Annotated in this window: 16 protein-coding genes; 10 read left to right on the top strand and 6 right to left on the bottom strand. The window is 65.2% G+C overall.

Annotation, left to right across the window (positions count from 1 at the left end):
• Positions 1-282: c-type cytochrome (locus VE092_RS21300; RefSeq protein WP_324879937.1), on the top strand; the 282-nt coding region annotated here is incomplete at its 5' end.
• An 11-nt stretch (positions 283-293) separates the two neighbouring features.
• Here VE092_RS21300 and VE092_RS21295 read toward each other — a convergent pair.
• Positions 294-1,172: an oxygenase MpaB family protein gene (locus VE092_RS21295; protein WP_324879936.1), complete on the bottom strand. Its 879-nt coding sequence runs from the start codon at positions 1,170-1,172 to the stop codon at positions 294-296.
• Positions 1,173-1,589: 417 nt separating this feature from the next.
• Here VE092_RS21295 and VE092_RS21290 point away from each other — a divergent pair, with 417 nt between their 5' ends.
• From VE092_RS21290 to VE092_RS21275, 4 genes are all read left to right on the top strand, one after another.
• Complete coding sequence (locus tag VE092_RS21290; RefSeq protein WP_324879935.1) at positions 1,590-4,778, top strand: efflux RND transporter permease subunit; 3,189 nt, start codon at positions 1,590-1,592, stop codon at positions 4,776-4,778.
• Between the two features lie 3 nt (positions 4,779-4,781).
• The gene (locus VE092_RS21285) at positions 4,782-5,996 is read left to right on the top strand and encodes an efflux RND transporter periplasmic adaptor subunit (RefSeq protein ID WP_324879934.1); all 1,215 of its coding nucleotides are present in this window, start codon (positions 4,782-4,784) and stop codon (positions 5,994-5,996) included.
• On the top strand, positions 5,993-7,501 hold the full coding sequence (locus tag VE092_RS21280) for an efflux transporter outer membrane subunit (RefSeq protein WP_324879933.1): 1,509 nt from the start codon (positions 5,993-5,995) through the stop codon (positions 7,499-7,501). Before VE092_RS21285 ends, VE092_RS21280 begins: the two co-directional genes overlap by 4 nt.
• A gap of 177 nt (positions 7,502-7,678) precedes the next feature.
• Entirely contained in the window at positions 7,679-9,229 is a 1,551-nt protein-coding gene (locus VE092_RS21275; protein ID WP_324879932.1) for a methyl-accepting chemotaxis protein, read from the top strand.
• A 63-nt stretch (positions 9,230-9,292) separates the two neighbouring features.
• Here VE092_RS21275 and VE092_RS21270 read toward each other — a convergent pair whose 3' ends face one another.
• Together VE092_RS21270 and VE092_RS21265 are read right to left on the bottom strand one after the other, a co-directional pair.
• Entirely contained in the window at positions 9,293-10,024 is a 732-nt protein-coding gene (locus VE092_RS21270; RefSeq protein WP_324879931.1) for a response regulator, read from the bottom strand.
• The gene (locus VE092_RS21265) at positions 10,021-11,472 is read right to left on the bottom strand and encodes an ATP-binding protein (RefSeq protein ID WP_324879930.1); all 1,452 of its coding nucleotides are present in this window, start codon (positions 11,470-11,472) and stop codon (positions 10,021-10,023) included. Before VE092_RS21265 ends, VE092_RS21270 begins: the two co-directional genes overlap by 4 nt.
• A 209-nt stretch (positions 11,473-11,681) precedes the next feature.
• Between VE092_RS21265 and VE092_RS21260 the strand changes: the two genes are divergently transcribed.
• From VE092_RS21260 to VE092_RS21250, 3 genes are read left to right on the top strand one after another with little or no spacing between them, the layout of a single operon-like run.
• Positions 11,682-13,019 (top strand): efflux RND transporter periplasmic adaptor subunit, encoded by a 1,338-nt coding sequence (locus VE092_RS21260; RefSeq protein ID WP_324879929.1) that lies wholly within the window; start codon positions 11,682-11,684, stop codon positions 13,017-13,019.
• An 11-nt stretch (positions 13,020-13,030) separates the two neighbouring features.
• Complete coding sequence (locus tag VE092_RS21255; protein ID WP_324879928.1) at positions 13,031-16,186, top strand: efflux RND transporter permease subunit; 3,156 nt, start codon at positions 13,031-13,033, stop codon at positions 16,184-16,186.
• A complete protein-coding gene (locus VE092_RS21250; protein ID WP_324879927.1) occupies positions 16,186-17,688 on the top strand; it encodes an efflux transporter outer membrane subunit in 1,503 nt (500 codons plus the stop codon). The genes VE092_RS21255 and VE092_RS21250 overlap by 1 nt, the downstream gene beginning before the upstream one ends.
• Before the next feature lie 80 nt (positions 17,689-17,768).
• Here the strand turns inward: VE092_RS21250 and VE092_RS21245 are convergent, their stop codons facing one another.
• A complete protein-coding gene (locus tag VE092_RS21245; RefSeq protein WP_324879926.1) occupies positions 17,769-19,406 on the bottom strand; it encodes a methyl-accepting chemotaxis protein in 1,638 nt (545 codons plus the stop codon).
• A 441-nt stretch (positions 19,407-19,847) separates the two neighbouring features.
• On the opposite strand from VE092_RS21245, the gene VE092_RS21240 reads away from it, so the two are divergent.
• A complete protein-coding gene (locus VE092_RS21240; protein WP_324879925.1) occupies positions 19,848-20,702 on the top strand; it encodes an NAD(P)-dependent oxidoreductase in 855 nt (284 codons plus the stop codon).
• 348 nt (positions 20,703-21,050) lie between these two features.
• Here the strand turns inward: VE092_RS21240 and VE092_RS21235 are convergent, their stop codons facing one another.
• Positions 21,051-21,773, bottom strand: coding sequence for a FadR/GntR family transcriptional regulator (locus VE092_RS21235; protein ID WP_324879924.1), 723 nt, complete (start codon positions 21,771-21,773; stop codon positions 21,051-21,053).
• 443 nt (positions 21,774-22,216) lie between these two features.
• Here VE092_RS21235 and VE092_RS21230 point away from each other — a divergent pair, with 443 nt between their 5' ends.
• The gene (locus tag VE092_RS21230) at positions 22,217-23,473 is read left to right on the top strand and encodes an MFS transporter (RefSeq protein WP_324879923.1); all 1,257 of its coding nucleotides are present in this window, start codon (positions 22,217-22,219) and stop codon (positions 23,471-23,473) included.
• An 84-nt stretch (positions 23,474-23,557) separates the two neighbouring features.
• Here VE092_RS21230 and yfcF read toward each other — a convergent pair whose 3' ends face one another.
• Complete coding sequence (yfcF, locus tag VE092_RS21225) at positions 23,558-24,244, bottom strand: glutathione transferase (RefSeq protein WP_324879922.1); 687 nt, start codon at positions 24,242-24,244, stop codon at positions 23,558-23,560.
• Positions 24,245-24,441: the final 197 nt, after the last annotated feature.

Raw genomic sequence — 24,441 nt, 5'->3', positions numbered from 1 at the left:
GCCAAGTGCGCCAGCTGCCATGCAGTCGGACCCTCTGCCCGCGCCGGCTTCGGTCCGCAGCTGAGCAACGTGATCGGCCGCAAGGCCGGTTCCACCGCCGATTTCAAGTATTCGCCGGCGATGGCCGGTGCCGGCTTCGTCTGGACCGAGGACAAGCTGCGCGCCTTCCTCAAGGCGCCCAGCGAGGTGGTGCCGGGCAACAAGATGCGTTTCTGGGGCATCGGCAGCGACCGCCAGATCGACGACATCCTGGCCTATCTGCGCAGCGTCCGTCAGCCCTGAAAGAGCGGCCTTCAGCCGTACGGCGGCAAGCCCATGCGCCGCCGCGCCAGATGGATGGAGCCGTTGCGCACTGCCCAGCGCAATGGTTGTGCCGCCACCAGTACCGAGCGCCGCAGCAGTTCCCGCCGCCACGGCGGACGCGGCGTGACCCCCAGCATCTCTTGCGCCCAGGGCGGCAGCAGGTCCACTCCGGCGCGCATCATCAGGCGCGTCCATGGTTGCGCCAGCGCGTTCGGCGCGGGGGCATTCAGCACCAGCTGCAAGGTCTTGCGGGTGCGTTCGTCGCAGCGCAGTTCGGGGCGCATCGCCTGGATGTATCCGTCCACCGCCATCTGCGAACGCGGTACCTCGCGCGCGCCCAGTGCCTCGGCGACCCGGGCGATCTCGTCGAAATACTGGTCCTGGCGCGCCGCCGGAAAGTCCGGCCGACGATAGCGCAGATAAGCCTGCAGGAAGCAATCCACCTCGGCCACATGCACCCAGGTCAGCAGATCGGGGTCGCTGGCGGAATAGGCGCGTCCATCCGGCGCCACGCCCTTGACCACGAGATGGATGCGCTTGACCCGCTCGATGAGGCGCTCGGCGTCGGCGCGACTGCCGAAGGTGGTGCCGGCGATGAATTGCGCGGTCGCGCGCAGGCGCGCCAGCATGTCGGCCTGGAAGTTGGAGTGATCCCACACCCCGGCCAGTGGTAGCGGATGCAACATCTGCAACAGTAAAGCTGCCACGCCGCCGGTGAGCATGGCCGTGAAATCGCTGTGGACCTGCCAGGCTGCCGAGTCCGGACCGAACAGGCCGGGATCACCCGGCGGCTGCAGGAAGTCTGCGCTGCCAGGGCCGCGGCTGATGGAGAGGACACTGGCTTCGATGCGCTGGCGCAGGAATTCCATGATGCAGGAGAGTGCGGGGACAAGGTAAGGGAAGGGCAGTGTGCCATAGCGGCGCCATTCCTGCCGGTCGCCCCACGTGGCGATTTTCCGGTTGTGCTTGCAGCCGGTGAGAAGTCCTTCGCTGACATTTCTGTCAGAAAGCGATTTGTCGAAAAGCCTTCTGCAAGGCGGCTCCGAGGCCGCTACAATAGCCCTCGCCGCACGGCCCACGAAGAATAAAATCGGGCCCGGGCAAGCTCATCGGATTCAGGGAACGCAGACCGGCGACCGGGGAAAAGCGCCAGCCTGCGCCACATAGAACAAAGCACAGCAGGAGAGGACGGCCGGGGCCGCACGGGGCGCCGGTTCATGGCATGGGCAGACTGCGTGAAGCGGGCTGCCCGGTCGTTCCTGCCCGCCTTACTGGGATAGCAGTTCATGAACATGGTCGCGCTGGCGTTGCGCCGCCCGTACACCTTCATCGTGATGGCCTTGCTGATCGTGCTGGCCACGCCATTGACGCTGAAGAACATGGCCACCGACATCTTCCCCGAGATCAATATCCCGGTGGTCTCCATCATCTGGAACTACAACGGCCTGTCGGCGCAGGAAATGGGACAGCGCATCGCCGCCCAGAACGAGCGCGGACTCACCACCGTGGTCAGCGACATCGAACACATCGAGTCGCAATCCCTGGCCGGGGTGTCGGTGATCAAGGTGTTCTTCCAGCCCAAGGCCAACATCCAGACCGCCATCGCGCAGGTGGTGGCCTCGGTACAGACCCAGGTGCGCCAGCTGCCGCCGGGGATCACGCCGCCGCTGGTGATCAAGTATTCCGCCTCCAGCATCCCGGTGATGCAGCTGGCACTGTCCTCACCGACGCTGCCCGAGCAGACCGTGTTCGATGCTGCCGTCCAGACCCTGCGTCCACAGCTGGTCACCATTCCCGGCGTGGCGGTGCCTTACCCGTATGGCGGCAAGAGCCGGTTGATCTCGGTGGACCTGGATACCCAGGCCCTGCAGTCACGTGGCCTGGCCCCCATCGACGTGGTCAACGCCATCAATACGCAGAACCTGATCCTGCCCTCCGGCACGGCCAAGTTCGGCGGCACCGAATATTCGGTCAAGATCAACGGTTCGCCCGAAGCCGTGGCCGGCCTCAACGAACTGCCGGTGCGCACCACCAACGGCGCCACCATCTACCTCAAGGATGTGGCCAACGTGCGCGATGGCTTCTCGCCGCAGACCAACGTGGTGCGCCAGGACGGCGCGCGCGGCGTGCTGCTGTCCATCTTGAAGAACGGCGGCGCTTCCACCCTGGACATCGTGGACAACCTGCGCAAGCTCCTGCCCACCGCCGCCCAGACCCTGCCTGAAGACATCAAGATCACGCCGCTGTTTGACCAGTCGCTGTTCGTGAAGGCGGCCGTGACCGGCGTCATCAGCGAGGCGCTCATCGCCGCCGGCCTGACGGCGGCCATGGTGCTGCTGTTCCTGGGCAACTGGCGCAGCACGCTCATCATCGGCCTGACCATTCCGCTGTCCATCATGGCGGCGATCCTGATGCTGGCCGCCCTGGGCGAGACCCTGAACCTGATGACCCTGGGCGGCCTGGCGCTCTCGGTGGGCATCCTGGTGGACCAGGCCATCGTCACCATCGAGAACATCGAGCGCCACCTGCATCTGGGCAAGCCGCTGCACGACGCCATCACCGTCGGCGCCGGCGAGATCGGTGTGCCGGCCTTCGTGGCCACGCTGTGCATCTGCATCGTGTTCGTGCCGATGTTCTTCCTCTCCGGCGTGGCGCGTTTCCTGTTCGTGCCGCTGGCCGAAGCCGTGGTCTTTGCCATGGCCGCCTCCTACCTCCTCTCGCGCACCCTGGTGCCGACCCTGGTGATGCTGCTCATGGGTAGCCACGGCCAGGTCGACAGCGCCAAGGCCAGTCTGCTGCAGCGCCTGTACCGCGCCTTCGACAACCGTTTCGAGCGGGTGCGCCATGGCTATACGCTGGTGCTGTCCTCGCTGCTGGCGCACCGGCGCCGCTTCGCGCTGGGCTTCCTGGGGTTCTGTCTGCTGTCCTGCCTGCTGTATCCCTTCCTCGGCCGCGACTTCTTCCCCAACGTGGATGGCGGCCAGATCCGCCTGCACATGCGCATGCCCACCGGCACCCGCATCGAGGAAACCGCGCGTGCCGCCGATGAGGTCGAGCGCGTCATCCGCAGCCTGATCCCGGCCTCAGAACTGGAGACCATCCTCGATAACCTGGGCGTGCCCAACTCCGGCATCAACCTGTCCTACAGCAATGCCGGCACCATCGGCACCCTCGACGGCGAAATCCTGATGGCCCTGAAGGAAGGCCACCGGCCCACCGAGGAACTGGTGGCCATGCTGCGCGAGCAATTGCCGCGCCGCTTCCCCGGCATCGAGTTCTTTTTCCAGCCGGCCGACATCGTTACCCAGATCCTGAACTTCGGCCTGCCGGCGGCTATCGACGTGCAATTCACCGGCCCCAACATGGAGGCCAATGCGCGCCTGGCGGCCGAGCTCACGCGCAAGATCAGGCAGATTCGCGGCGCGGTGGATGCCCACGTGCACCAGCGCCTTGATGGTCCGGCGCTGGACCTGCGCATGGATCGCACGCGCCTGCAGCAGTTCGGCCTGTCGGCCGCCAATGTCGGCCAGAACCTCCTGATCGCCCTGTCCGGCAGTTCGCAGACGCAGCCGGCCTTCTGGCTCAATCCCAATAACGGTGTGGTCTACAGCATTGCGGTGCAGTCCCCGCAATACCAGGTCGATTCGCTCGATTCCCTGCTCAATATCCCGGTCGGGGCTGGCGCCAATGCCACCACTCCGCCGCAACTGCTGGGCAACCTGGTCGATGTGCATGCCGGACGCCAGATGGCCGTGGCCTCGCGCTACAACATCTCGCCGGCCATCGATGTCTATGTCAGCGTGCAGGGGACCGATCTGGCCAGCGTGGCCGGCAAGGTGACGGCCCTGGTGGAAGAGATCAAGCCCAGGCTGGCCCGTGGCAGCCAGGTGGTGATTCGCGGCCAGGTGGAAACCATGCAGTCTTCCTTCATCGGCCTGGGCGTCGGCCTGGCCATGGCCATCGTGCTGGTGTATCTGCTGGTGGTGGTCAATTTCCAGTCGTGGATCGATGCCGCCATCATCATTGCCGCGCTGCCTGCCGCACTGGCCGGCATCGCCTGGATGCTGTTCATCACCGGCACCACGCTCTCGGTGCCGGCCCTGACCGGCGCCATCATGACCATGGGCGTGGCCACCGCCAACAGCATCCTGATCGTGGCCTTTGCGCGGCAGCGCCGGGAAGAGGGGGCCACCCCGCTGGCCGCCGCGCTGGAAGCCGGCTCCACCCGTATCCGCCCGGTGCTGATGACGGCACTGGCCATGATTATCGGCATGATTCCCATGGCCCTGGGCCTGGGTGAGGGTGCCGAGCAGAACGCGCCGCTGGGGCGTGCCGTGATCGGTGGGCTCATGCTGGCCACCGTATCGACCTTGTTCTTCGTGCCGGTGGTGTTTGCCGGCGTGCATCAGAGACTGGCCCGCCGCGCCGACAAGCGCCGCCATCCCGCAGTCGGGCCTGCGCATCAGGAGTCTTGAACCATGTCGCATGACCGTCATTCCGAACTCGGCATCCACCCTCTTTCCGAGGGCGAGCCGCAACAGCGCCAGCAGATGATGAAGCGCGCCCGGCTGGTGCTGGTGGTGGTGCTGATCCTGCTGGCCGCAGGCGCGGCGCGTACCATCATCAGCCGCACGGCCAACGCACGCGCCCTGGAAGCCGGCACCGCCGAGCGCGCCAAGGTGTTCGTGCGCGTGACCGAAGCGCGCAGCAGCGCCGATGGCCAGACCCTGGCCCTGCCGGGGACCTTGCAGGGCTTCGTGCAGTCGCCCATTTCTGCGCGTTCCGGCGGCTACCTCAAGCGCTGGTACAAGGACATCGGCGCCGAGGTCAAGAAGGGCGAGCTGCTGGCCGAACTGGATACCCCGGAAATCGACCAGCAACTCTCGCAGGCCCTGGCGGCCCGTCAGCAGGCCGCCTCCAGCATGGAACTGGCCAAGAGTTCGATGGCGCGCTGGGAAGCCCTGCGCAAGAAGGATGCGGTCTCGCAGCAGGAACTGGATGAACGCCGCAGCGCCTTCGCCCAGGCCAGCTCCAACCTGGCGGCAGCCGACGCCAACGTCGAACGGCTGCGCCAGGTAGAGGGCTTCAAGCGCATCGTGGCACCGTTCTCGGGCATCATCACGCGCCGCAACGTGGACGTGGGCGACCTGATCGATCCGGGTGCAGGGCGCTCGCTATTCGTGCTCTCGCAGACCGATCCGCTGCGGGTCTATGTCAACGTGCCGCAGTCCTATGCCAACCTGGTCAAGCCGGGCCAGCAGGTGACCGTCACCCAGTCCGAGCTGCGCGGTCGCAAGTTCGAAGGCAAGGTGGCGCGCACCGCTGGTGCCATCGATCCAGCCACCCGTTCCATGCAGATCGAGGTGACGCTGGCCAATGCCGACAATGCCCTGCTGCCGGGCGCCTTCGTGCAGGTGGCGCTGCCCCTGAAACCCAGCGGCGCCTTGTTGGTGGCGGCTGATACCCTGATGTTCCGGCGCGACGGTTCGTTGGTGGCGGCCGTCGATGAGCAGAACAAGGTACAGCTCAAGAAGGTCAGGCTGGGGCGCAACTTCGGGCTCACCGTGGAAGTGCTGGAGGGCTTGAGCGGCAAGGAAAAACTGATCCTCAATCCCTCCGATTCGCTGTCCGAAGGTGACCAGGTCGAACCCACCCTGGAGCAGCCCGCCCCAGCGAAGAAGGCCGCATCATGACGCTGCGCCGCCCGCCGGTCGCCCTGGTCATGCTGACCTGCGTCCTGGCGCTCACTGCCTGCGCCAGCGGCCCCGACTACGTCAAGCCGACGCTGGACATGCCCGCCGCCTGGACGCCGGAAGCCCCCTGGTGCAGCATGCAGCCGCAGGATGAGGTCGCGCGCGGCCCCTGGTGGGAGCGCTTCGGCGATGCCCAGCTCAACGCCCTGCAACAGCAGGCGCTGGCCGGCAACCAGACGCTGGCCATTGCCACGGCGCGGCTGGCCCAGGCACGGGCGCAACTGGATGTGAGCGGGGCGGCACAGGCGCCGCAGGTCGGCATCAGCAGCCGTGCCGCGCGTGCGCGCATCTCGGCCAACCGGCCGCTGACCAACTACAATTCGCCCAATTACGCGACCGTACAAAACGATTTCGCGCTGGGCTTGACTGTCAGTTACGAACTGGATTTCTTCGGGAGGGTACGACGCTCGGTGGAAGCGGCCGGCGCCGCCCTCCAGCAATCGGCTGCCGATCTCGAAAACACCCGCCTCCTGATCAGCGCCGACCTGGCCAGCAACTATTTCAACCTGCGTGAACTGGATGTCGAACTGGACGTGGTCCGGCGCGCCATCGATCTGCAGCGCAAGGCGCTGGATCTGGCCACGTCGCGGCACGACCTTGGTGCCACGTCCGGACTGGACGTGGCCCAGCAACAGGCCCTGCTGGACACCACGCTGACCCAGGTCGACCTGCTGGGCCGCCAGCGCGCCCAGTACGAGCACGCCATCGCCACCCTGACCGGCACCCCGGCACCGGGTTTCGCGATCGCGCCGTCTCTGGCACCGATTGCCTTGCCGGCGATCCCGCTGGGCGTGCCCTCGGACGTGCTGGAGCGCCGCCCTGACGTCGCCTCGGCCGAGCGAGCCATGGCCGCTGCCAATGCCCAGATCGGCGTGGCCAGCGCCGCCTACTATCCCAGCTTCATGCTGCAGCCCTCGTATGGCGTGGACAGCCGTAACTGGGGCGCGCTGTTCAATGCGCCCAGCGTGCTGTGGTCACTCGGGGTATCGGCCTCGCAAAGCCTGTTCGATGCCGGCCGCCTGCGCGCTGGCGTGGACTTCAGCAAGGCCGGCTACCAGGCCACCTTGGCGACCTATCGGCGCACCGTGCTGACCGCCATGCAGGAGGTGGAAGACGGCATCACCGGCATCGCCGCCCTGGACCGCGCCTATCGGCAAGCGCAGTCGGCCATCGCCAGTGCGCGCCGGGTGCTGGACATCGCCACCAGCCGCTACGAAGGCGGGGCCACGCCCTATCTCGATGTGATCACGGCGCAACAGTCCCTGCTCAACAGTGAGCGCCAGGCGGCGCAATTGATGGGGCAACGGCTGTTGGTGTCGGTGTTCCTCATCAAAGCGCTCGGGGGAGACTGGCAGGAGCGCCGCGACCGGCCCGCGCAACTGGGTGGCGGGGTGGCGCCGGCTGTTATGCAATCGCCAATCTTATCGCCGCAAGAGAATGACTGATATGATGGCCTGACCAGTTTGACCGGCCGCAAAGCCGCTTGCTGACAGGCTTGTCAGCTGCGGCCCTCCAGTCCGGCAATTGCCCGGTAAACCCCTGCGTAATCCGCGATATGCCCCCCTCCCGGCCTGCCTAGAATCGAGCCAGCATTCCAGCACCGTGAGAATAGCGAGGCAGACATGAACTGGTTCAACAATCTGAAGATCGCCCGGAAACTGATCCTTTCCTTTGCCGCCGTCATCATCCTGACGGTCATCCTGGGGATCTTTGCGATCCGCGAGCTCAAGGCGGTGAACCAGGCCTCCACCGACATGGCCAGCAACTGGCTGCCGACCATCAAGGCGGCGCAGGCGATCCAGGCTTCATTGCCGCGCATGCGCATTTCCGAACTGCAGATGATCACCGCGGTCACTCCTGGCGAACGCGAAGATGCGCTCAAGGCCATCAAGTCGCGCCTGGAGATCCTGGCCAGGCAGCGCGACACCTACGAGAAACAGATTTCGGAGGCCGAGGAAAAGGTGGTCTACGAAAAATTCTCCAGGAATTTCGCCAGCTATCTGGAGATCAACCACAAGCTCGCCGAGATTTCCGGCGAAGGCAGGGAAGAAGACGCCCGCGCCATGTTCAAGGGCGACTCCAACAAGACCTTCCGCAGCATGCTGGAAAACATGGACGAGATCGTCAAGATCAACGACGCCGGCAGCGCCCGCTCCGACCAGGACGCCAGTGATGTGTTCGACGCTGCGCGCAAGTGGATCATCGGCCTGCTGGTGGCCATCGTGGTGATTGCCTTTGCCCTGGCTGCAGCGGTGGCTCGCGCGGTATCGCGTCCCCTGAACGAAGCGGTGAGCGTGGCCGAGCGGGTGGCCCAAGGCGACCTGACGGTGGAGATCCAGTCCCACAGCAAGGACGAGACGGGCATGCTGATGCATTCCCTGCGCGCCATGAATGACAGCCTGCACAAGATCGTCTGCGAGGTGCGCACCGGCACCGATGCCATCACCACCGCCTCGCAGGAAATCGCCACCGGCAACCTCGACCTGTCTTCGCGCACCGAGCAACAGGCGGGCTCGCTGGAAGAGACCGCCTCGGCCATGGAAGAACTGACCTCCACCGTCAAGCAGAACGCCGACAACGCCCGCCAGGCCAACCAGCTGGCGGCCTCGGCCTCCGACATCGCCAGCCAGGGGGGCGAAGTGGTGCATCAGGTGGTGCAGACCATGGAGGGCATCACCGAGAGTTCCAGCCGCATTGCCGACATCATCAGCGTGATCGACGGGATTGCCTTCCAGACCAACATCCTGGCCCTCAACGCGGCGGTGGAGGCAGCCCGTGCCGGCGAGCAGGGCCGCGGCTTCGCCGTGGTAGCCTCGGAAGTGCGCTCACTGGCCCAGCGCTCCGCCTCGGCGGCCAAGGAGATCAAGCAGCTCATCGATGATTCGGTGGAAAAGGTCGGCGCCGGCAGCCAGCTGGTCGAGCGCGCCGGTGCCACCATGAGCGAGGTGGTCGCCAGCGTGCGCCGCGTCACCGACGTGGTGGCCGAGATCAGCGCCGCCAGCCACGAGCAGAGCACCGGCATCGAGGAGATCAACCGCGCCATCACCCAGATGGACGAAGTCACACAGCAGAACGCCGCTTTGGTGGAGGAAGCCGCTGCCGCCGCGCAGTCGCTACAGGACCAGGCCGGACGGCTGACGCAGGTGGTCAGCGTGTTCAAGATACAGCGCTGAAACCTACATACGAGGTTTGCATGACCGCCAAGGTGGTCATGCGTACGCCGTTTTACGGTGGACTCATTGCGACGGCAACTCGAAGCAATACCCCACCCCGTACACCGCCTGGATCGCGTTATGACCGGGGAAGAACGGTTCCAGCTTGCGCCGCAGGTTCTTGATGTGGGTATCGATGACGCGGTCGGTGACCGGGCGGTCGTCGTCGTGCAGGTGGTTGAGCAACTGCTCGCGTGAAAAGACCTGGCCCGGTGCGGCCGCGAAGGTCTTGAGCAGGCGCAGTTCCAGTGGCGTCAGGTTCAGCGGCTCGCCGCGCACGCTGGCCTGGTGCCGCAGTTCGTCGATTTGCAGCAACTCAGCAGCGCTCGGGCTCGCCTGTGCCTGTGCGCGTTGCACCAGCGCATTGCGCCTGAGCATGGACTTGACCCGCGCCACCACTTCACGCGGCGAAAACGGCGCCTTGCTGATGTAGTCGTCCGCGCCCAGTTCCAGACCACGCAGGCGATCCTCTTCTTCGGCGCGGGCGGTCAGCATCAGGATGGGCACGTCGCAGAAGCTGCGCAGGCGACGGCAGATTTCCCAGCCATCCATTCCCGGCAGCATGATATCGAGCAGGATCAGGTCCGGGCGCTGCTGCTGCACCACCTCGACGACGGCATCGCCCCGCGCCACATGGCGTGACTGGTAGCCGGCTGCGGCGAGATATTTCTGCAGCAGTTCGGCCAGCTTGGGCTCGTCCTCGACGATGAGGATGTCGGCGCTCCGGGGCGGCTGGAAGTGGAAGGCTTCGCTCATGGCTGCTCCTCGAACCGCGCCGGCAGCACCACCGTGACGCGCAGGCCACCCATGGGCGAGGCACTGGCCGCAATGCTGCCCTGGTGCGCATCGACGATGCGGCGGCAGATCGCCAGCCCGAGTCCGGCGCCACCACTGGCGCGATTGCGCGAACTCTCGACCCGGAAGAAACGCTCGAACAGGCGCGCCATCGCCTCCGGCGGCACGCCCGGCGCGGTGTCGTCGAAGACCAGATGCCAGTGCTGTTCCTGCAGGCTGGCCTGCAGGTGCAGGCCACCACCGGCATCGGTGTAGCGCAGGCTGTTTTCGAAGAGATTGTTGAACAGTTGCTGCAGGCGTGCGCCATCGGCATGCACCGGCATGGCCGCCGGCAGTTGTGCCGTCAGGGTCAGTCCACGCTGGCTGAAGCGCTCGCCATAGACCTGCACGCTGGCATGCAACAGTGGCAGCAGGTCCATGTCCGTCTGGCGATAGGCCAGGGCGCCGGCGTCCGCCAGCGACAGGTCGTAGAGATCGCCGACCAGTTTGTTGAGATGTTCCACCTCGCTCTTGAGCGAGCGCAGGGTCTGCGCGTCCGGTTGCATGACGCCGTCTTCCAGCGCTTCCAGCTGACCGTTGAGGATGCCCAGCGGCGTGCGCAGTTCATGCGAGACGTCGGTCATGAATTCGCGCCGCAATTGTTCATTGCGCTCCAGGGTCATGGCCAGCTGGTTGAAGTCCTGCGCCAGCCGCCCCACCTCGTCGCCGGACTCGACCTCGACCCGCGTTGCGTAGTCGCCGCTGGCCAGCCGATGCGTGGCGCGCGCCACGCGGGTGAGCGGGCGCGTCAGCACGCCGGAGATGCGCACCACCAGAAACGCCGCCAGCATTATCGCCACCACCGCAATGATGAGCTGGGCCAGGAACTGGCTTTGCTGGAAGCGCAGGTCGATGGCGCCGATCACGTTTTCGAAGGGTGTCTGCGCCACCCAGCCGACGATCACGTCATCCAGGAGCAGCGGCCGCAGGCGCGCATCAGGACCGATATTGGGGTAGCCGATCACCAGTCGCCGATGGGCATCCAGCAAGGAGAAGCGCAGCGTGGCGCCGGTCAGGTCGGAGGCGGTCAGCGGCGGTCCCGGCGGGGGTGTTACGCCGTTGTGCTCGACGATGGCTGGTTTCATCAGTTCGAACCAGACCCGTGGCTGGCCGCGGATGAAGTCCCAGTTGCCATGCTCCCGATAGGCCTGCTCCAGGCGCGGCACCATGTCTTCCATGCGTTGCTGGGCCTGTTCGTTGAGATAGCCAAGGAAGTCGCGGTTGAAGATGTAGTGCCCGGCCCCATTGATGGCGGCGATCAGCGCCACGATCAGCGCCAGCATCGCGTAGAACAGTTTCAGGCGGATGTTGGCGCGGTGGAAGAAGCGGTCGGACAGCGCCGCCAGCGAGTGGGCGATGGACTTGAACACGGGAGCCGGGAATGACAGGACAAGGCGCCAGCTTAACAAGATAGTCGCATGGCGGCGAGGGCCGGGGAGCGATCTGTTTCATTCCGGGGAGAAAGTGGCTGCGCTCAAATTTCCTTCACATTTGCTTTCCATAATCACAGGTCCGATAGCTCATTGCGCCCGGATTGCCTGCCCATGGCGGCAGGTGTTCCTGGCAGAAAGCCGCCCAGATGCCCGACTTCCGCTCCCAAGCCCTGCCCCTGCTGCGCCAGAATCCGCCTCGCCTGCTGCGCACCCTGATCCTGGCCGCCCTGCTGGCCACGACCCTGGCAGCCTGCTCCCGCTCCGGCGAAGCGCCCCGGGCGGCGCCCCAGGCCGAGGTCGGTTACGTGGTGGTCAAGGCCCAGCGCCAGGCAGTGACCACCGAATTGCCTGGTCGCACCAGCGCCTACCTGGCTGCCGATATCCGCCCGCAGGTGGGCGGCATCATCCAGAAGCGGCTGTTCAAGGAGGGCGCCAAGGTCAAGGCCGGTCAGCCGCTGTACCAGATCGACCCGGCCAGCTACCAGGCGGCCTACGACAGCGCCAAAGCATCGCTGCTCAAGGCCGAGGCCACGCTGGCTTCGTCCAGGCTGAAGGCGCAGCGCTACGCCGAACTCAACAAGATCGACGCCGTCGCCAAACAGGATAACGACGACGTCCAGAGCACCCTGCGCCAGAACCAGGCCGACGTCGCGGTGCAGAAGGCGGCCGTGCAGACGGCGGCCATCAACCTGCAGTACACCAGGATCCTCTCGCCCATTTCCGGCCGCATCGAGAAGTCTTCGGTCACGCCCGGCGCGCTGGTCACCGCCAGCCAGACCACGGCGCTGACCACCGTGCAGCAGATCGATCCGATCTACGTGGACGTCACCCAGTCCACGGTGGATCTGCTGCGTCTGCGCCGCGAACTGGCCAGCGGCCAGATCAGGAAGAGCGGCGAGAACGCCGCCCAGGTCAAGATCCTGCTGGAAGACGGCTCCGCCTACGATCGCACCGGCCGGCTGGAATTCACCGGCCTGTCGGTCGATACCGGTACCGGCATGATTACCCTGCGGGCAGTGGTCCCCAACCCGGACGGTGTGTTGCTGCCGGGCGCCTATGTACGGGCGGTGCTGGAGGAGGGCGTGGACGAGCATGCCCTGCTGGTGCCGCAAAAGGCGGTCAGCCGTGACCAGACCGGTGCGGCAACGGCCCTGGTGCTGGGCGCCAATGGCAAGGTGGAGCAGCGTCTGGTCACCGTGGCGCGTGCAGTGGGTAACAACTGGTGGATCAGCAAGGGCTTGAAGGAGGGTGACAAGCTCATCGTCGATGGCCTGCAGAAGGTGCGCACCGGCGATACCCCGCGTGCCATCGACATCACCGACAGCCTGAAGAAGGACCTGGCCAGCGAGGCCGCCGCCGCCGCTGCCGATCCCTCGCTGGGAGGCGATGCCGACAACGCTGAGACAGACGCTGGTAATAACGCTGCTGGCACCACCAGCCCCGCCACCACCACCGGCAACGCCGCCGGCGCCAAGTCGAAGTAAGCGGAGCGCACATGGCACGTTTCTTCATCGACCGGCCCATCTTCGCGTGGGTCATCGCCATCATCATCATGCTGGGTGGCCTGATGGCCATCCGTTCGCTGTCGCTGGAGCAGTACCCCGACATCGCCCCGCCCAAGGTCAATATCAAGGCCACCTATACCGGTGCCTCGGCCAAGACCCTGGAGGATTCGGTGACCCAGGTCATCGAGCAGCAGATGAAGGGTCTGGACAACCTGCAATACATGTCGGCCAGCTCCAGCTCGGCCGGCAGCGCCACGGTCTCGCTCACCTTCACCGCCGGCACCAATCCGGACGTGGCACAGATGCAGGTACAGAACAAGCTGCAGCAGGTCACGGCGCGGCTGCCGCAGGCGGTGCAGAACAATGGCGTGACGGTCACCAAGGCGTCCACCGACATCCTGATGGTGTTGTCGCTGACCTCGGATGATCCGCGCATCACCAGCATCGATATCGGCGACTTCATCAGCAGCACCCTGACCGACCAGATCAGCCGGGTCGAGGGCGTGGGTGACGTCACCGCCTTCGGTACCAACTATGCGATGCGCATCTGGATCGATCCCGCCAAGCTGCAGAAATATGCGCTGATGCCCTCCGACGTCACCAGCGCCCTGGAAGCCCAGAACACCGAAGTCTCCGCTGGCGAGATCGGTGCGCTGCCGGCCCGGCCCGGACAGCAGATCAATGCCACCATCACCGCGCGCAGCAAGCTGACCACGCCCGATGAATTCCGCAACATCATCGTCAAGTCATCGGCCGATGGTTCGCTGGTCAAGCTCTCCGACGTGGCGCGGGTGGAACTCGGTGGCGAGAGCTACCAGGTGGCCTCGCAGCAGAACGGCAAGCCGTCCTCGGCGCTGGCCATCCAGCTGGCCACCGGCGCCAATGCGCTGGCCACGGCCGATGCGGTCAAGCAGAAGATGGCCGAGCTGGAGCCGTACTTCCCGGCCTCCATGAAGCTCAAGACCAATATCGCCTACGACACCACGCCGTTTGTGAAGGTGTCCCTGGAAGAGGTGGTCAAGACCCTGATCGAAGCCATCGTGCTGGTGGTGCTGATCATGTATCTGTTCCTGCAGAACCTGCGGGCTACCTTCATCCCGGCTATCACGGTGCCGGTGGTGCTGCTGGGGACCTTCGGCATCCTCGCCATGTTCGGCTATTCGATCAACACGCTGACCATGTTCGGCCTGGTGCTGGCCATCGGCCTGCTGGTGGACGATGCCATCGTGGTGGTCGAGAACGTCGAACGCCTGATGAGCGAGGAAAAGCTCAGTCCCCGCGAGGCCACCCGCAAGTCCATGCAGGAGATCACCGGCGCGCTGGTGGGCATTGCCATGGTGTTGTCGGCGGTGTTCATCCCCATGGCCTTCTTCGGTGGCTCCACCGGTGTGATCTATCGCCAGTTCTCCATCACCATCGTCTCGGCCATGGCGCTGTCGGTGATGGTGGCGCTGACCCTGACCCCGGCGCTGTGCGCCACGCTCTTGAAGCCCCATGCTGGCGGTCATGTGCAGCAGGGCCGTTTCTTCACCTGGTTCAACCGCACCTTCGATCGCAGTGCCGCGCGCTATCAGGGCGGCGTGGGCGGCCTGCTCCGCCGCGGCAAGCGCGGCCTGCTGATGTATGCGCTGATCGCCGCCGCCATGGCCGTGCTGTTCATGCGCCTGCCGACCTCCTTCCTGCCGGAAGAGGATCAGGGGGTGCTGATGGCGCAGATCCAGCTGCCCACGGGCGCCACGGCCGAGCAGACCGCCACCGTGGTCAAGACCGTGCAGGAATACTTCATGAACAAGCCGGAGTCGGTCGATTCGGTGTTGGCCATCGTCGGCGCCGGCATAGGCGGCAACAGCCAGAACGGTGCGCGTGCTTTCATCCGCCTCAAGCCATGGGATGCGCGCACGGGGGCTGACCAGTCGGCCTCGGCGCTGGTGCGTCGTGCCAATGCGGACCTGTCCAAGATCCGTGGGGCGCGGGTGTTCCTGATGAATCCGCCGGCGGTGCGCGGCCTGGGCCAGAGTTCCGGCTTCGACCTCGAACTGAAGGACGTCGGTGGTGTGGGTCACGATGCCCTGTTGAAGGCACGCGACCAGTTCCTGCAGCTGGCGCGCAGCAATGCGCTGCTGGCCAACGTGCGCACCACCGGCCTGGACGATACGCCGCAGTTGCGCGTGGCCATCGATGACCGCAAGGCTGATGCGCTGTCGATTGCGACCTCCGACATCAATGCCACCCTGGCCACCGCCATGGGCGGCACCTACGTCAACGACTTCCTCAGCAACGGCCGGGTCAAGAAGGTCTATGTGCAGGGCGATGCGCCGTTCCGCATGCAGGCCGATGATCTGAACCGCTGGTATGTGCGCAACTCGGCCAGCCAGATGGTGCCGTTCTCGGCCTTCATGAGCAGCAAATGGACCTATGGACCGTCGCTGCTGGAGCGCTATAACGGCGTGTCTTCCTTCGAGATCGTCGGTGAACCGGCGGCCGGGGTGAGTTCGGGGACCGCCATGGCGGAGGTGGAAAAGCTGGTGGCGCAACTGCCGGCGGGCATCGGTTTCGAGTGGACCGGTTCGTCCTACCAGGAGCGGCTCTCGGGCAACCAGGCACCGATGCTGTATGCGATTTCCATCCTTTTCGTGTTCCTCTGCCTGGCAGCGCTCTACGAGAGCTGGTCGGTTCCCTTCGCGGTGATCCTGGCGGTGCCGCTGGGGATTGTGGGCACCGTGCTGCTCACAGGGATCTTCGGCATGTCCAATGACGTGTATTTCCAGGTCGGCCTGCTGACGACGGTGGGCCTGTCGGCCAAGAACGCGATCCTGATCGTGGAATTCGCCAAGCAGTTGCACGAGTCCGGCAAGAGCCTGCGCGATGCCACGCTGGAGGCGGTGCAGCTGCGCCTGCGGCCGATCCTGATGACCTCGCTGGCCTTCATGTTCGGCGTGCTGCCACTGGCCCTGGCCAGCGGTGCCGGCTCGGCCAGCCGCCGTGCCATCGGTACCGGTGTGCTGGGCGGGATGCTGTCGGCCACCATGCTGGGCATCTTCTTCGTGCCCTTGTTCTATTACCTGATCGGCACCTGGCTGGACCGCCGCGCCGCGGCCAGACCGCGCCGGGATGACGGTCACGCCATGCCAAAGGAGGGCCTGTGATGATGCGCCCGATGATCCACAACAAACACCTGCGCACCGTCCTAGCGCTGGCCCTGAGCGCTGCCCTGGCCGGCTGCGCCAACCTCGCGCCAGATTATGCGCAACCGGCCGCGCCGGTTCCGGCCAGCTGGTCGCAACAGGTCGATGGCAAGCCCGTGGTCACCAGTGGTTCGCGCGCCGCCGGGGAGATCGACGCCGACCAGCTGGGCTGGCGTGAGTTCTTCCTCGACCCGCGCCTGCAGCAGGTGATCGCCGCCGCGCTGGAGAACAATCGCGACCTGCGCGTGGCCGCTCTGAACATCGAAAAGGCGCGGGCCGAATATCGCATCGCCGATGCCGACCGCTATCCGGCCATCTCCGCCACCGGCACCAGCAGCGCCAGCCGCACGCCGGCCGAGTTGTCCACCAGTGGCCGCGCCACGGTGACGCGCCAGCAGAGCGTTACCGTGGGCATCAGCGCCTACGAGCTGGATTTCTTCGGTCGCCTGAAGAACCTCTCCGATGCCGCGCTGGAGACCTACCAGTACCAGGTGGAGACCCGCCGTAGTACCCACATCAGCCTGGTGGCCGAGGTCGCCACCGCATGGCTGACGCTGGCCTCCGACCGCGAGCTGTTGAAGCTGGCGCAGGATACCTATGCCAGCCAGTCGCGCACCTTCGAACTGAGCCAGCGCAGTCATGAGATCGGGACTGTCTCCGGGGTCGACCTGGCCAGCCAGGAAGCCACTGTGGAAAGTGCCCGTGCCGACGTGGCCAGCTATACCAGCCAGGTGGCGCAGGACATCAACGCGCTACGCCTGCTGGTCGGAGCCGATGTCGATGCCGCGCTACTGCCTGACGGCCTGCCCGAGACCGCCAGTATCTTGCCTGCCACGCCGGCTGGCCTGCCCTCGGCAGTGCTGCTGCGTCGTCCAGACGTGCTGGCGGCCGAGCATACGCTCAAGTCCGCCAATGCCGATATCGGGGCGGCGCGTGCAGCCTTCTTCCCCAGCATTTCGCTCACCGCCGATGGCGGCACTGCCAGCCGTACGCTGGGGGGCCTGTTCAAGGCGGGCAGCGGCAGCTGGAGCTTTGTGCCGTCCATCAACCTGCCCATCTTCAATGCCGGCAGCCTGCGCGCCAGCCTGGATGCGGCCAAGATCACGCGCAACATCGACGTGGCCAATTACGAGAAGGCCATCCAGACCGCCTTCCGTGAAGTGGCCGATGCGCTGGCCGTACGCGCCACGCTGGACCAGCGACTGGATGCCCAGGGCAAGGCGACAGCCGCCAGCGACAAGGCATTCCGCCTGTCCGAGGCGCGCTACAAGAACGGCATCGACAGCTACCTCACGACGCTGGTGGCGCAGCGTACGCTCTATTCGGCGCAACAGACCCTGATCTCGCTGCGACTGACCGAGCAGAGCAATCGCATCACGCTCTACAAGGTGCTGGGCGGTGGCTGGAACGAGCAGACCCGGCCCGCATCGGCTTCAGCCGCGGACAAGGGCGCGCCCTCCTGATCGCGATCTGCCGGCTCACAAGATGAAACGCCGCGACCTGTTACCGGGTCGCGGCGTTGCCATTTCCATTTCTTCCTGGATCAGCGCAGACCGAGGCTGGCGCGCGCGGGCGTGATATCGATGGTGCGGTGTTTTCCATCCTCATGCGCCGGCTGACCTTCCATCTGCGCTGCACTGAGTTTGAAGGCATCCACCAGGTGGTTCAGATGGTCGGCCTGCTGGCTCATCGATTGCGAGGCGGCTGCGGCTTCCTCGACCAGCGCGGCGTTCTGCTGGGTGTTTTCATCCAGACGCGAGATGGCCTGCTGCATTGCCTGGATGCCCTCGGTCTGTACCCGGCCCGCCGCACTGATCTCGGCCACGACGGCGGTGACGCGCTGCACGCTGGTCACCACTTCCTGCATGGTGCCGCCTGCGTGCTGCACCAGGCGGCTGCCGTCGGCCACGCTGGCCACGGAACTGTCGATGAGGCCCTTGATCTCGCGGGCGGCGGCGGCCGAGCGTTGCGCCAGTGAGCGGACCTCGGATGCCACCACGGCAAAGCCGCGGCCCTGTTCGCCGGCGCGGGCCGCTTCGACGGCGGCATTGAGCGCCAGGATATTGGTCTGGAAGGCGATGCCGTCGATCACGCTGATGATGTCCACGATCTTGCGCGAGGAGGCATCGATCACGCCCATTGTATCGACCACCTGCTGGACCACCGTGCCGCCCTGGGTGGCGATCTCCGAGGCCGAGCCAGCCAGTGTTTCGGCCTGCTGGGCATTGTCGGCATTGCGGCGCACCGCCCGCGTCAGTTCCTCCATGGCGGCCACGGTTTTTTCCAGGGTGTCGGCCTGCTGTTCCGTACGTTCCGACAGGTTCTGGTTGCCCATGGCGATCTCGGCCGAGGCGCCGGCGATGGTATGGGTGCCGCTACGGACCTGCTGTACCAGCGCCGCCAGCTTGTCGCGCATGACACGGATTTCGTACAGCAGGCTGGTGCGGTCGCCCGGCACGGTATGGATCGGCGTGGACAGCTCGCCATCGGCAATGCGCCCGGCGATTTCCACCGCATAACGCGGCTCGCCACCCAGCTGGCCCAGCAGGCTACGACGGATCAGCCAGGCAGTGCCGATCGAGACTGCCAGGATGATCGCGGCACACAGTGTGATCAGGCGCAGCGAGCTGTCGAACAGGGCCTCGGCGGCGTCGCCGGCCTGCTGGTTCTCACGCTGCACGCTCTTGAGCAGGCCATCGATATCGTTGACGATCTGGCGCCGCAGCGGGCTGCATTCCGTGACCAGGAACCGGCCATAGGCTTCCATCTGACCGCTCTCGCGGTACTTGCGCGGACGGTTCAGTTCTTCGGCCATGCTCAGCAGGCCGGTACGTGCCTTGTCGAACTGCGCATTGCCGGCCAGTACCGGTTCCAGCTGGCGCAGCGCCGCCAGGTACAGGGCCTTCTGTTGGTCCAGCAGCGCCAGTTCGCGCGCGGCGTCGGCGTCGTCATGGAAGATATAGGCGTTGCGTGCGGCGATGCCGGTCTGGTCCAGCGCCTCGCGGGCGATGTAGAGCGGTTCCAGCTTGCTGGCGGTGACCTGGTTCTGGTAGCGCATGGCGCCGGAGATGGATTGCATGCGGACCAGGGCGATGGCGATCAGCACCAGCATCAGCGCGATGACGATGCCAAAGCCGAGACGCAGCTGCGTCCCGATTTTGAACTTGCTCAGATGATTCATGGGGTTTGTTACTTTTCTTGTAGGTAGATCCGACTGCGGGGGCAGCGGATAGGGAGGACTGCCGGTCACGAACCCGGCTGATCGGAGGCATTGCTGCGCTGGCTTTCTCGCTGGAAAAGATTTTAAATGGGAGCGATTATTGCCTCCAAGGACTTTCGGGTAGGCTGCGCTCCTTCTCTCATTTGATGAAAATTAGCGTTGTTTTATCGGCAGAAGAGCGCCTGATAGCGTGATTTTCTCGTGAGGTTTTCCTACGCTGACGCGCTTTTGACGCACAGTCCGGCGGCATCGATCCAATTGACAAGCCTCTGTCCGGCGGCAATAATCCGCCAGTGATACGACAACGTACAAGATGCCCGTCGATAGTTGTCTTGTTCCCGTCCTTCGCCCGTTGAACCCGATTTCACAACAACGATGAGCAACCATCAGGAGACCGCCCGCATGAGCGCAGACACCAATCGCGATGCGTGGCAGACCGCACGCTTTTCCCGCCTGCTGCTGACTGGCGCGGCCGGCGGCGTGGGCCGGCAGCTGCGCCCACGCCTGGCATCCTTTGCCGACAGCGTACGCGTGGCCGATCTCGCCGGCGCCATGGAAGCCGCTGGACCGGTGGCGCCGCATGAACAGGTGCTGGGGTGCGACCTGGCCGATCGCATCGCGGTCGATGCCATGGTCGCCGGGTGCGACGCCATCATCCACCTGGGCGGGGTGTCGGTGGAACGGCCCTTCGAGGAAATCCTGGAAGCCAACATCAAGGGCGTCTTCCATATCTACGAAGCGGCGCGGCGCCATCAGGTCAAGCGAGTCATCTTCGCCAGTTCCAACCACGTCACCGGCTTCTATCGCCAGGACCAGCGCATCGATGCACATGACCTGCGCCGGCCCGACGGTTATTACGGGCTGTCCAAGTCCTACGGTGAAGACATGGCGCAGTTCTACTTCGACCGTTATGGCGTGGAGACGGTGAGTATCCGCATCGGTTCGATCTTCCCCGAGGCCACCAATCGCCGCATGCTGGCCAGCTGGATGAGCATGGACGATTTCGAGCAGCTCCTGCGCCGCGCGCTGTTCACCCCGGGCGTGGGTCATACCGTGGTCTATGGCATGTCGGCCAATGCCCACACCTGGTGGGACAATCGTCATGCCGCGCACCTGGGTTATACGCCCAAGGACAGTTCGGAGATCTTCCGCGCCAAGGTGGAAGCGCAACCGCAGCCGGCCCCGGATGATCCGGTGGCGACCCTGCAGGGTGGTGCCTTCACCGCCGCCGGTCCGTTCGATCCATTGGCACCCTGATTCATTCACCGCATCTCGCGGTTCACCCGAGGGCAGCGTCGTCCTTTGTCGCGGTATGAAGTTTCCGACCGCGCACTGATATCGGGTTCCTGAACCCTCGACTTTGCCGGCCTGGAGCCGTATTGGCCGGTGTTCCTGTGCGGCGCCCAAGGACACGCTGACCACCCGGATTGCCAAGGGCGCCGAGGTGATGCGTTATGAAGACGACGCGGCCTGCCGCCGGCGATCCGGAATCCGCAGTAGGCGAGGACAGGTAGAGACCGCGTGAGATCTGCCTGGAACAGGGAAGGGGGCGACCTGGTCCTTTTTGCCTTTTATCGGTCCGTCTTTGGCGATGCCTGGCGTGATTCAGCCGCCCTCGAAGATGCGCTGCCGCGCAAGGCCGATATGCCCGCGCATGGCCGCTTCGGCGCGCTCGCGCGAACCGTCGGCGATGGCCTGGACGATGGCCTGGTGTTCGTCGTCGATGGTCTGGATGCGCACACTGTCCTGGGGCGAGCCCAGATTCCGGGCCAGCTCCATGCACTGGCGGATCGGTCCCAGGGCATGCTCGATGGTGGAGATGAAGAAGGGGTTACGGCTGGCGCGGGCGATGGCCATGTGCAGCGCCAGGTCTTCCTCGACCCCGGTCTGCCCCTTCAGTTGCGCGCTCCGCAAGGCTTGCAGGCTGGTGTGCATCAGGCGCACGTCCTCTTCCTGGCGCGCCTGGGCGGCGATGCCGGCCGCGCCCACTTCCACGCATTCCCGAAAGGCGTAATAGCGCTCCATGTCATGGATGCTGGCGATCTGCGCCGGTACGCTGGTTTGCAGGGACGGCAGGCGCTGCACGTAGTTGCCGGAGCCGCGCCGCGATACCACGATACCCTCCGAACGCAGCCGCGACAGCGCCTCGCGCACCGTGGTGCGCGAGGCCTGGTAGCGCTGCGCCAGTTCCACCTCGGTGGGCAGCCGGCGGTTCTCGCCCAGTTCGCCGCGCAGGATGGCGGCGATGATCTGCTTGCAGATGTGTTCGGACCGGCTGAGCTGGCCGCCCGGTGCGGCGGCGGAGGAGGGGGCGTGAAATTCTGACATGTACGATGACTGCAGCCGTAGAGTTCTTCTGCGGACACTATGAAGGACTCGCAGCCCCCGCGCAAGCCGCTGCGCCGCCCGGCTGTTGCAAATCGTGCAATTCCATCGAAATCCCTGCGAAACGGCTTTTTCTGTCAGGAAATGCACGGTAATCCAGTTGACGTCGCCTGAGGCCGTCATTAGAGTTGTCCACCTGCATTCAAAATTAGTCCGACTAATTACCCGTAAACTTATACGACATCGTATAATTGAAGGCATAAAAAACCAGCTGCAGACAATGTGGACCGGATTGCACCCAGGCCTTGCCTGATGCGCCCGTTCCCTGGCCGGCCCGGCCTGCTCCACGCGCCTCATCCACCGCCGTCCGCGCCGGACGGTGCCGCGCACCAGGGCCTGTCTGCGGCAGAACTGCCCATTTGAATAAAAATCCTTTTGGAGACGCCATGAAGTACGTAAGAGGAATCCGCTGGTACATGGTCACGCTGGTGACCCTGGCCTTGATCGTCAATTACCTGGCCCGCAATACCTTGTCGGTGGCCGCGCCGACCATGATGAAAGAGCTGGACATGAGCACCCAGCAGTATTCCTACATCGTGGTGGCGTGGCAGATCTGTTACGCCCTGATGCAGCCGGTGGCCGGCTTCATCCTGGATGCGGTGGGCACCAAGATCGGCTTCGGCATCTTCGCGCTGGCCTGGTCGCTGGTCTGTGCCGCTGCTGCCATGGCGACCGGCTGGCAGAGCCTGGCCTTCTTCCGGGCGCTGCTCGGCGTGACCGAGGCGGCCGGCATCCCGGGCGGGGTCAAGGCCTCCACCGAGTGGTTCCCGGCCAAGGAACGTTCGGTCGCCATCGGCTGGTTCAACATCGGCTCCTCCATCGGTGCCCTGTGCGCGCCGCCCCTGGTAGTGTGGACCATCCTGCATGGCGGCTGGCGCATGTCCTTCTTGGTGGTGGGTGTGCTGGGGGTGATCTGGTTCGTGCTGTGGATGCTGTTCTACAAGAGCCCGCGCGATCAGAAGCTGCTGTCGCCGGAAGAACGCGCCTACATTCTGGACGGCCAGGAAAAATCGCCCGAGAAGGTGCAGCGCGAGAGCTGGACGCTCATCGTGCGCAGCCGCAACTTCTGGTCGATCGCCATTCCGCGCTTCCTCTCGGAGCCGGCCTGGCAGACCTTCAATGCCTGGATTCCGCTGTACATGGCCACCGAGCGCCACATGAACATCAAGGAAATCGCCATGTTCGCCTGGCTGCCTTTCCTGGCCGCCGACATCGGTTGCGTGCTGGGTGGCTACCTCAGTCCGCTGTTCCACAAGCATCTCAAGGTCTCGTTGTTCACCTCGCGCAAGCTGGTCATGCTGGTGGGCAGCCTGGCCATGATCGGGCCGGCCTGCGTGGGCTTCGTGGATAGTCCCTATGTGGCCATCGCGCTGCTGTCCATCGGCGGTTTCGCCCACCAGACGCTCTCGGGTGCGCTGTATTCGATCACTTCCGACGTCTTCACCCGCAACCAGGTGGCGACCGCCACTGGCTTGACCGGCATGAGTGGCTACCTGGGGGCGACCTTGTTCACCCTGCTGTTCGGCATCCTGGTCACGCAGATCGGCTATGGCCCGCTGTTTGTGCTGCTGGCAGTGTTCGATCTGGTGGCCGTGGCGGTGGTGTTCGCCCTGGCCCGCCCGCGCGCCCAGGTGCTGGCCTGACGATATCGCAGGCGAGAGTGGGGCCGGGGCGGCGTCGAGAGACGCCGCCCTTTTTTCATGGGTCATGAGACCCGCAAGCCCGGATCAACTTGCCAATGGCGGACGCTGCAACGCTACCCACTCCTGCACGGCCGGCCGTTGCCACTGGGCCTGCGCGTAGCGGAGCACGGCCTCTGGCACCGGGTCACCGTGCAGGGCCAGCCGGTTGAGCATCAGCGCCAGGTCGGTATCGGCAATGCTCCATGCATCGAACAGGCTGGACGCACCCGGCTCCAGCAGGCTTTCGACAAAGCGAAACAGACGCGATGCCGCCGCCTGGCCCGCCGCCGTCAGCGGTGCCTTCCTGGCGCCATAGAACAGCACCTGCGTATTGCGCTCTTCACGAATCGGCATCAGGTCGCTACGCAGCCAGGCCTGCACCTGTCGGGCCCGTGCGCGCTGCGTGGGGTCTTGCGGATAGAGCCGCGGGCCGGTGAAGACCTCTTCCAGGTATTCGGTGATGGCCGAGGACTCCGACAGCGCCAGCGTGCCGTGCAGCAGCGTCGGCACGCGCGCCGTCAGTGACAGCTCGGCATAGGCCGGTGCCAGGTTGGCGGCAGCGTCGAGATCCACGGTCTGCAGCGTGAAGGGCAGCTGCTTCTCGCGCAGAGCTACGAAGACCGACATGGCGTAGGGACTGGCGTACTGCGCGTCGGCGTACAGCTGCAGCGCCTTGTCGGCGGTGGCCGGGAAGGCGCCGGCTATCTGGAGTCCGGTAAAACTGTTTTGCATGAGTACCTCTGGAAGAACGGTTGAAGAAAGCCGTTCCGCCGGCGCTGCCGGGCGAGGTCTGAAAGGGGAAATGCTGCTGCGATCCAGTCCCGCCAGGCGATCCGCCGGACGGGACGTGACATCCCCGTCAGCGGAGATGCCGTTTTTTGGTATTCAGCCCGCACGCGCGCAGGCCTGCCGCCGGGAGGGCAGTGGAC

The organism is Herbaspirillum sp. (assembly GCF_035644555.1).
GTDB lineage: Bacteria > Pseudomonadota > Gammaproteobacteria > Burkholderiales > Burkholderiaceae_D > Herbaspirillum.
The sequence above is the reverse complement of the archived record's forward strand: the minus strand, read 5'-3'. Positions and strand labels throughout refer to the sequence as shown.

Bases quoted from the DNA above. Each gene is read 5' to 3' on its own strand.
- VE092_RS21245 (WP_324879926.1), bottom strand. From the start codon at position 19,406: ATGAATCATCTGAGCAAGTTCAAAATCGGGACGCAGCTGCGTCTCGGC.
- VE092_RS21285 (WP_324879934.1), top strand. From the start codon at position 4,782: ATGTCGCATGACCGTCATTCCGAACTCGGCATCCACCCTCTTTCCGAG.
- VE092_RS21295 (WP_324879936.1), bottom strand. From the start codon at position 1,172: ATGGAATTCCTGCGCCAGCGCATCGAAGCCAGTGTCCTCTCCATCAGC.
- VE092_RS21240 (WP_324879925.1), top strand. From the start codon at position 19,848: ATGAGCGCAGACACCAATCGCGATGCGTGGCAGACCGCACGCTTTTCC.
- VE092_RS21260 (WP_324879929.1), top strand. From the start codon at position 11,682: ATGCCCGACTTCCGCTCCCAAGCCCTGCCCCTGCTGCGCCAGAATCCG.
- VE092_RS21280 (WP_324879933.1), top strand. From the start codon at position 5,993: ATGACGCTGCGCCGCCCGCCGGTCGCCCTGGTCATGCTGACCTGCGTC.
- VE092_RS21275 (WP_324879932.1), top strand. From the start codon at position 7,679: ATGAACTGGTTCAACAATCTGAAGATCGCCCGGAAACTGATCCTTTCC.
- yfcF (WP_324879922.1), bottom strand. From the start codon at position 24,244: ATGCAAAACAGTTTTACCGGACTCCAGATAGCCGGCGCCTTCCCGGCC.
- VE092_RS21270 (WP_324879931.1), bottom strand. From the start codon at position 10,024: ATGAGCGAAGCCTTCCACTTCCAGCCGCCCCGGAGCGCCGACATCCTC.
- VE092_RS21290 (WP_324879935.1), top strand. From the start codon at position 1,590: ATGAACATGGTCGCGCTGGCGTTGCGCCGCCCGTACACCTTCATCGTG.
- VE092_RS21250 (WP_324879927.1), top strand. From the start codon at position 16,186: ATGATGCGCCCGATGATCCACAACAAACACCTGCGCACCGTCCTAGCG.
- VE092_RS21235 (WP_324879924.1), bottom strand. From the start codon at position 21,773: ATGTCAGAATTTCACGCCCCCTCCTCCGCCGCCGCACCGGGCGGCCAG.
- VE092_RS21230 (WP_324879923.1), top strand. From the start codon at position 22,217: ATGAAGTACGTAAGAGGAATCCGCTGGTACATGGTCACGCTGGTGACC.
- VE092_RS21255 (WP_324879928.1), top strand. From the start codon at position 13,031: ATGGCACGTTTCTTCATCGACCGGCCCATCTTCGCGTGGGTCATCGCC.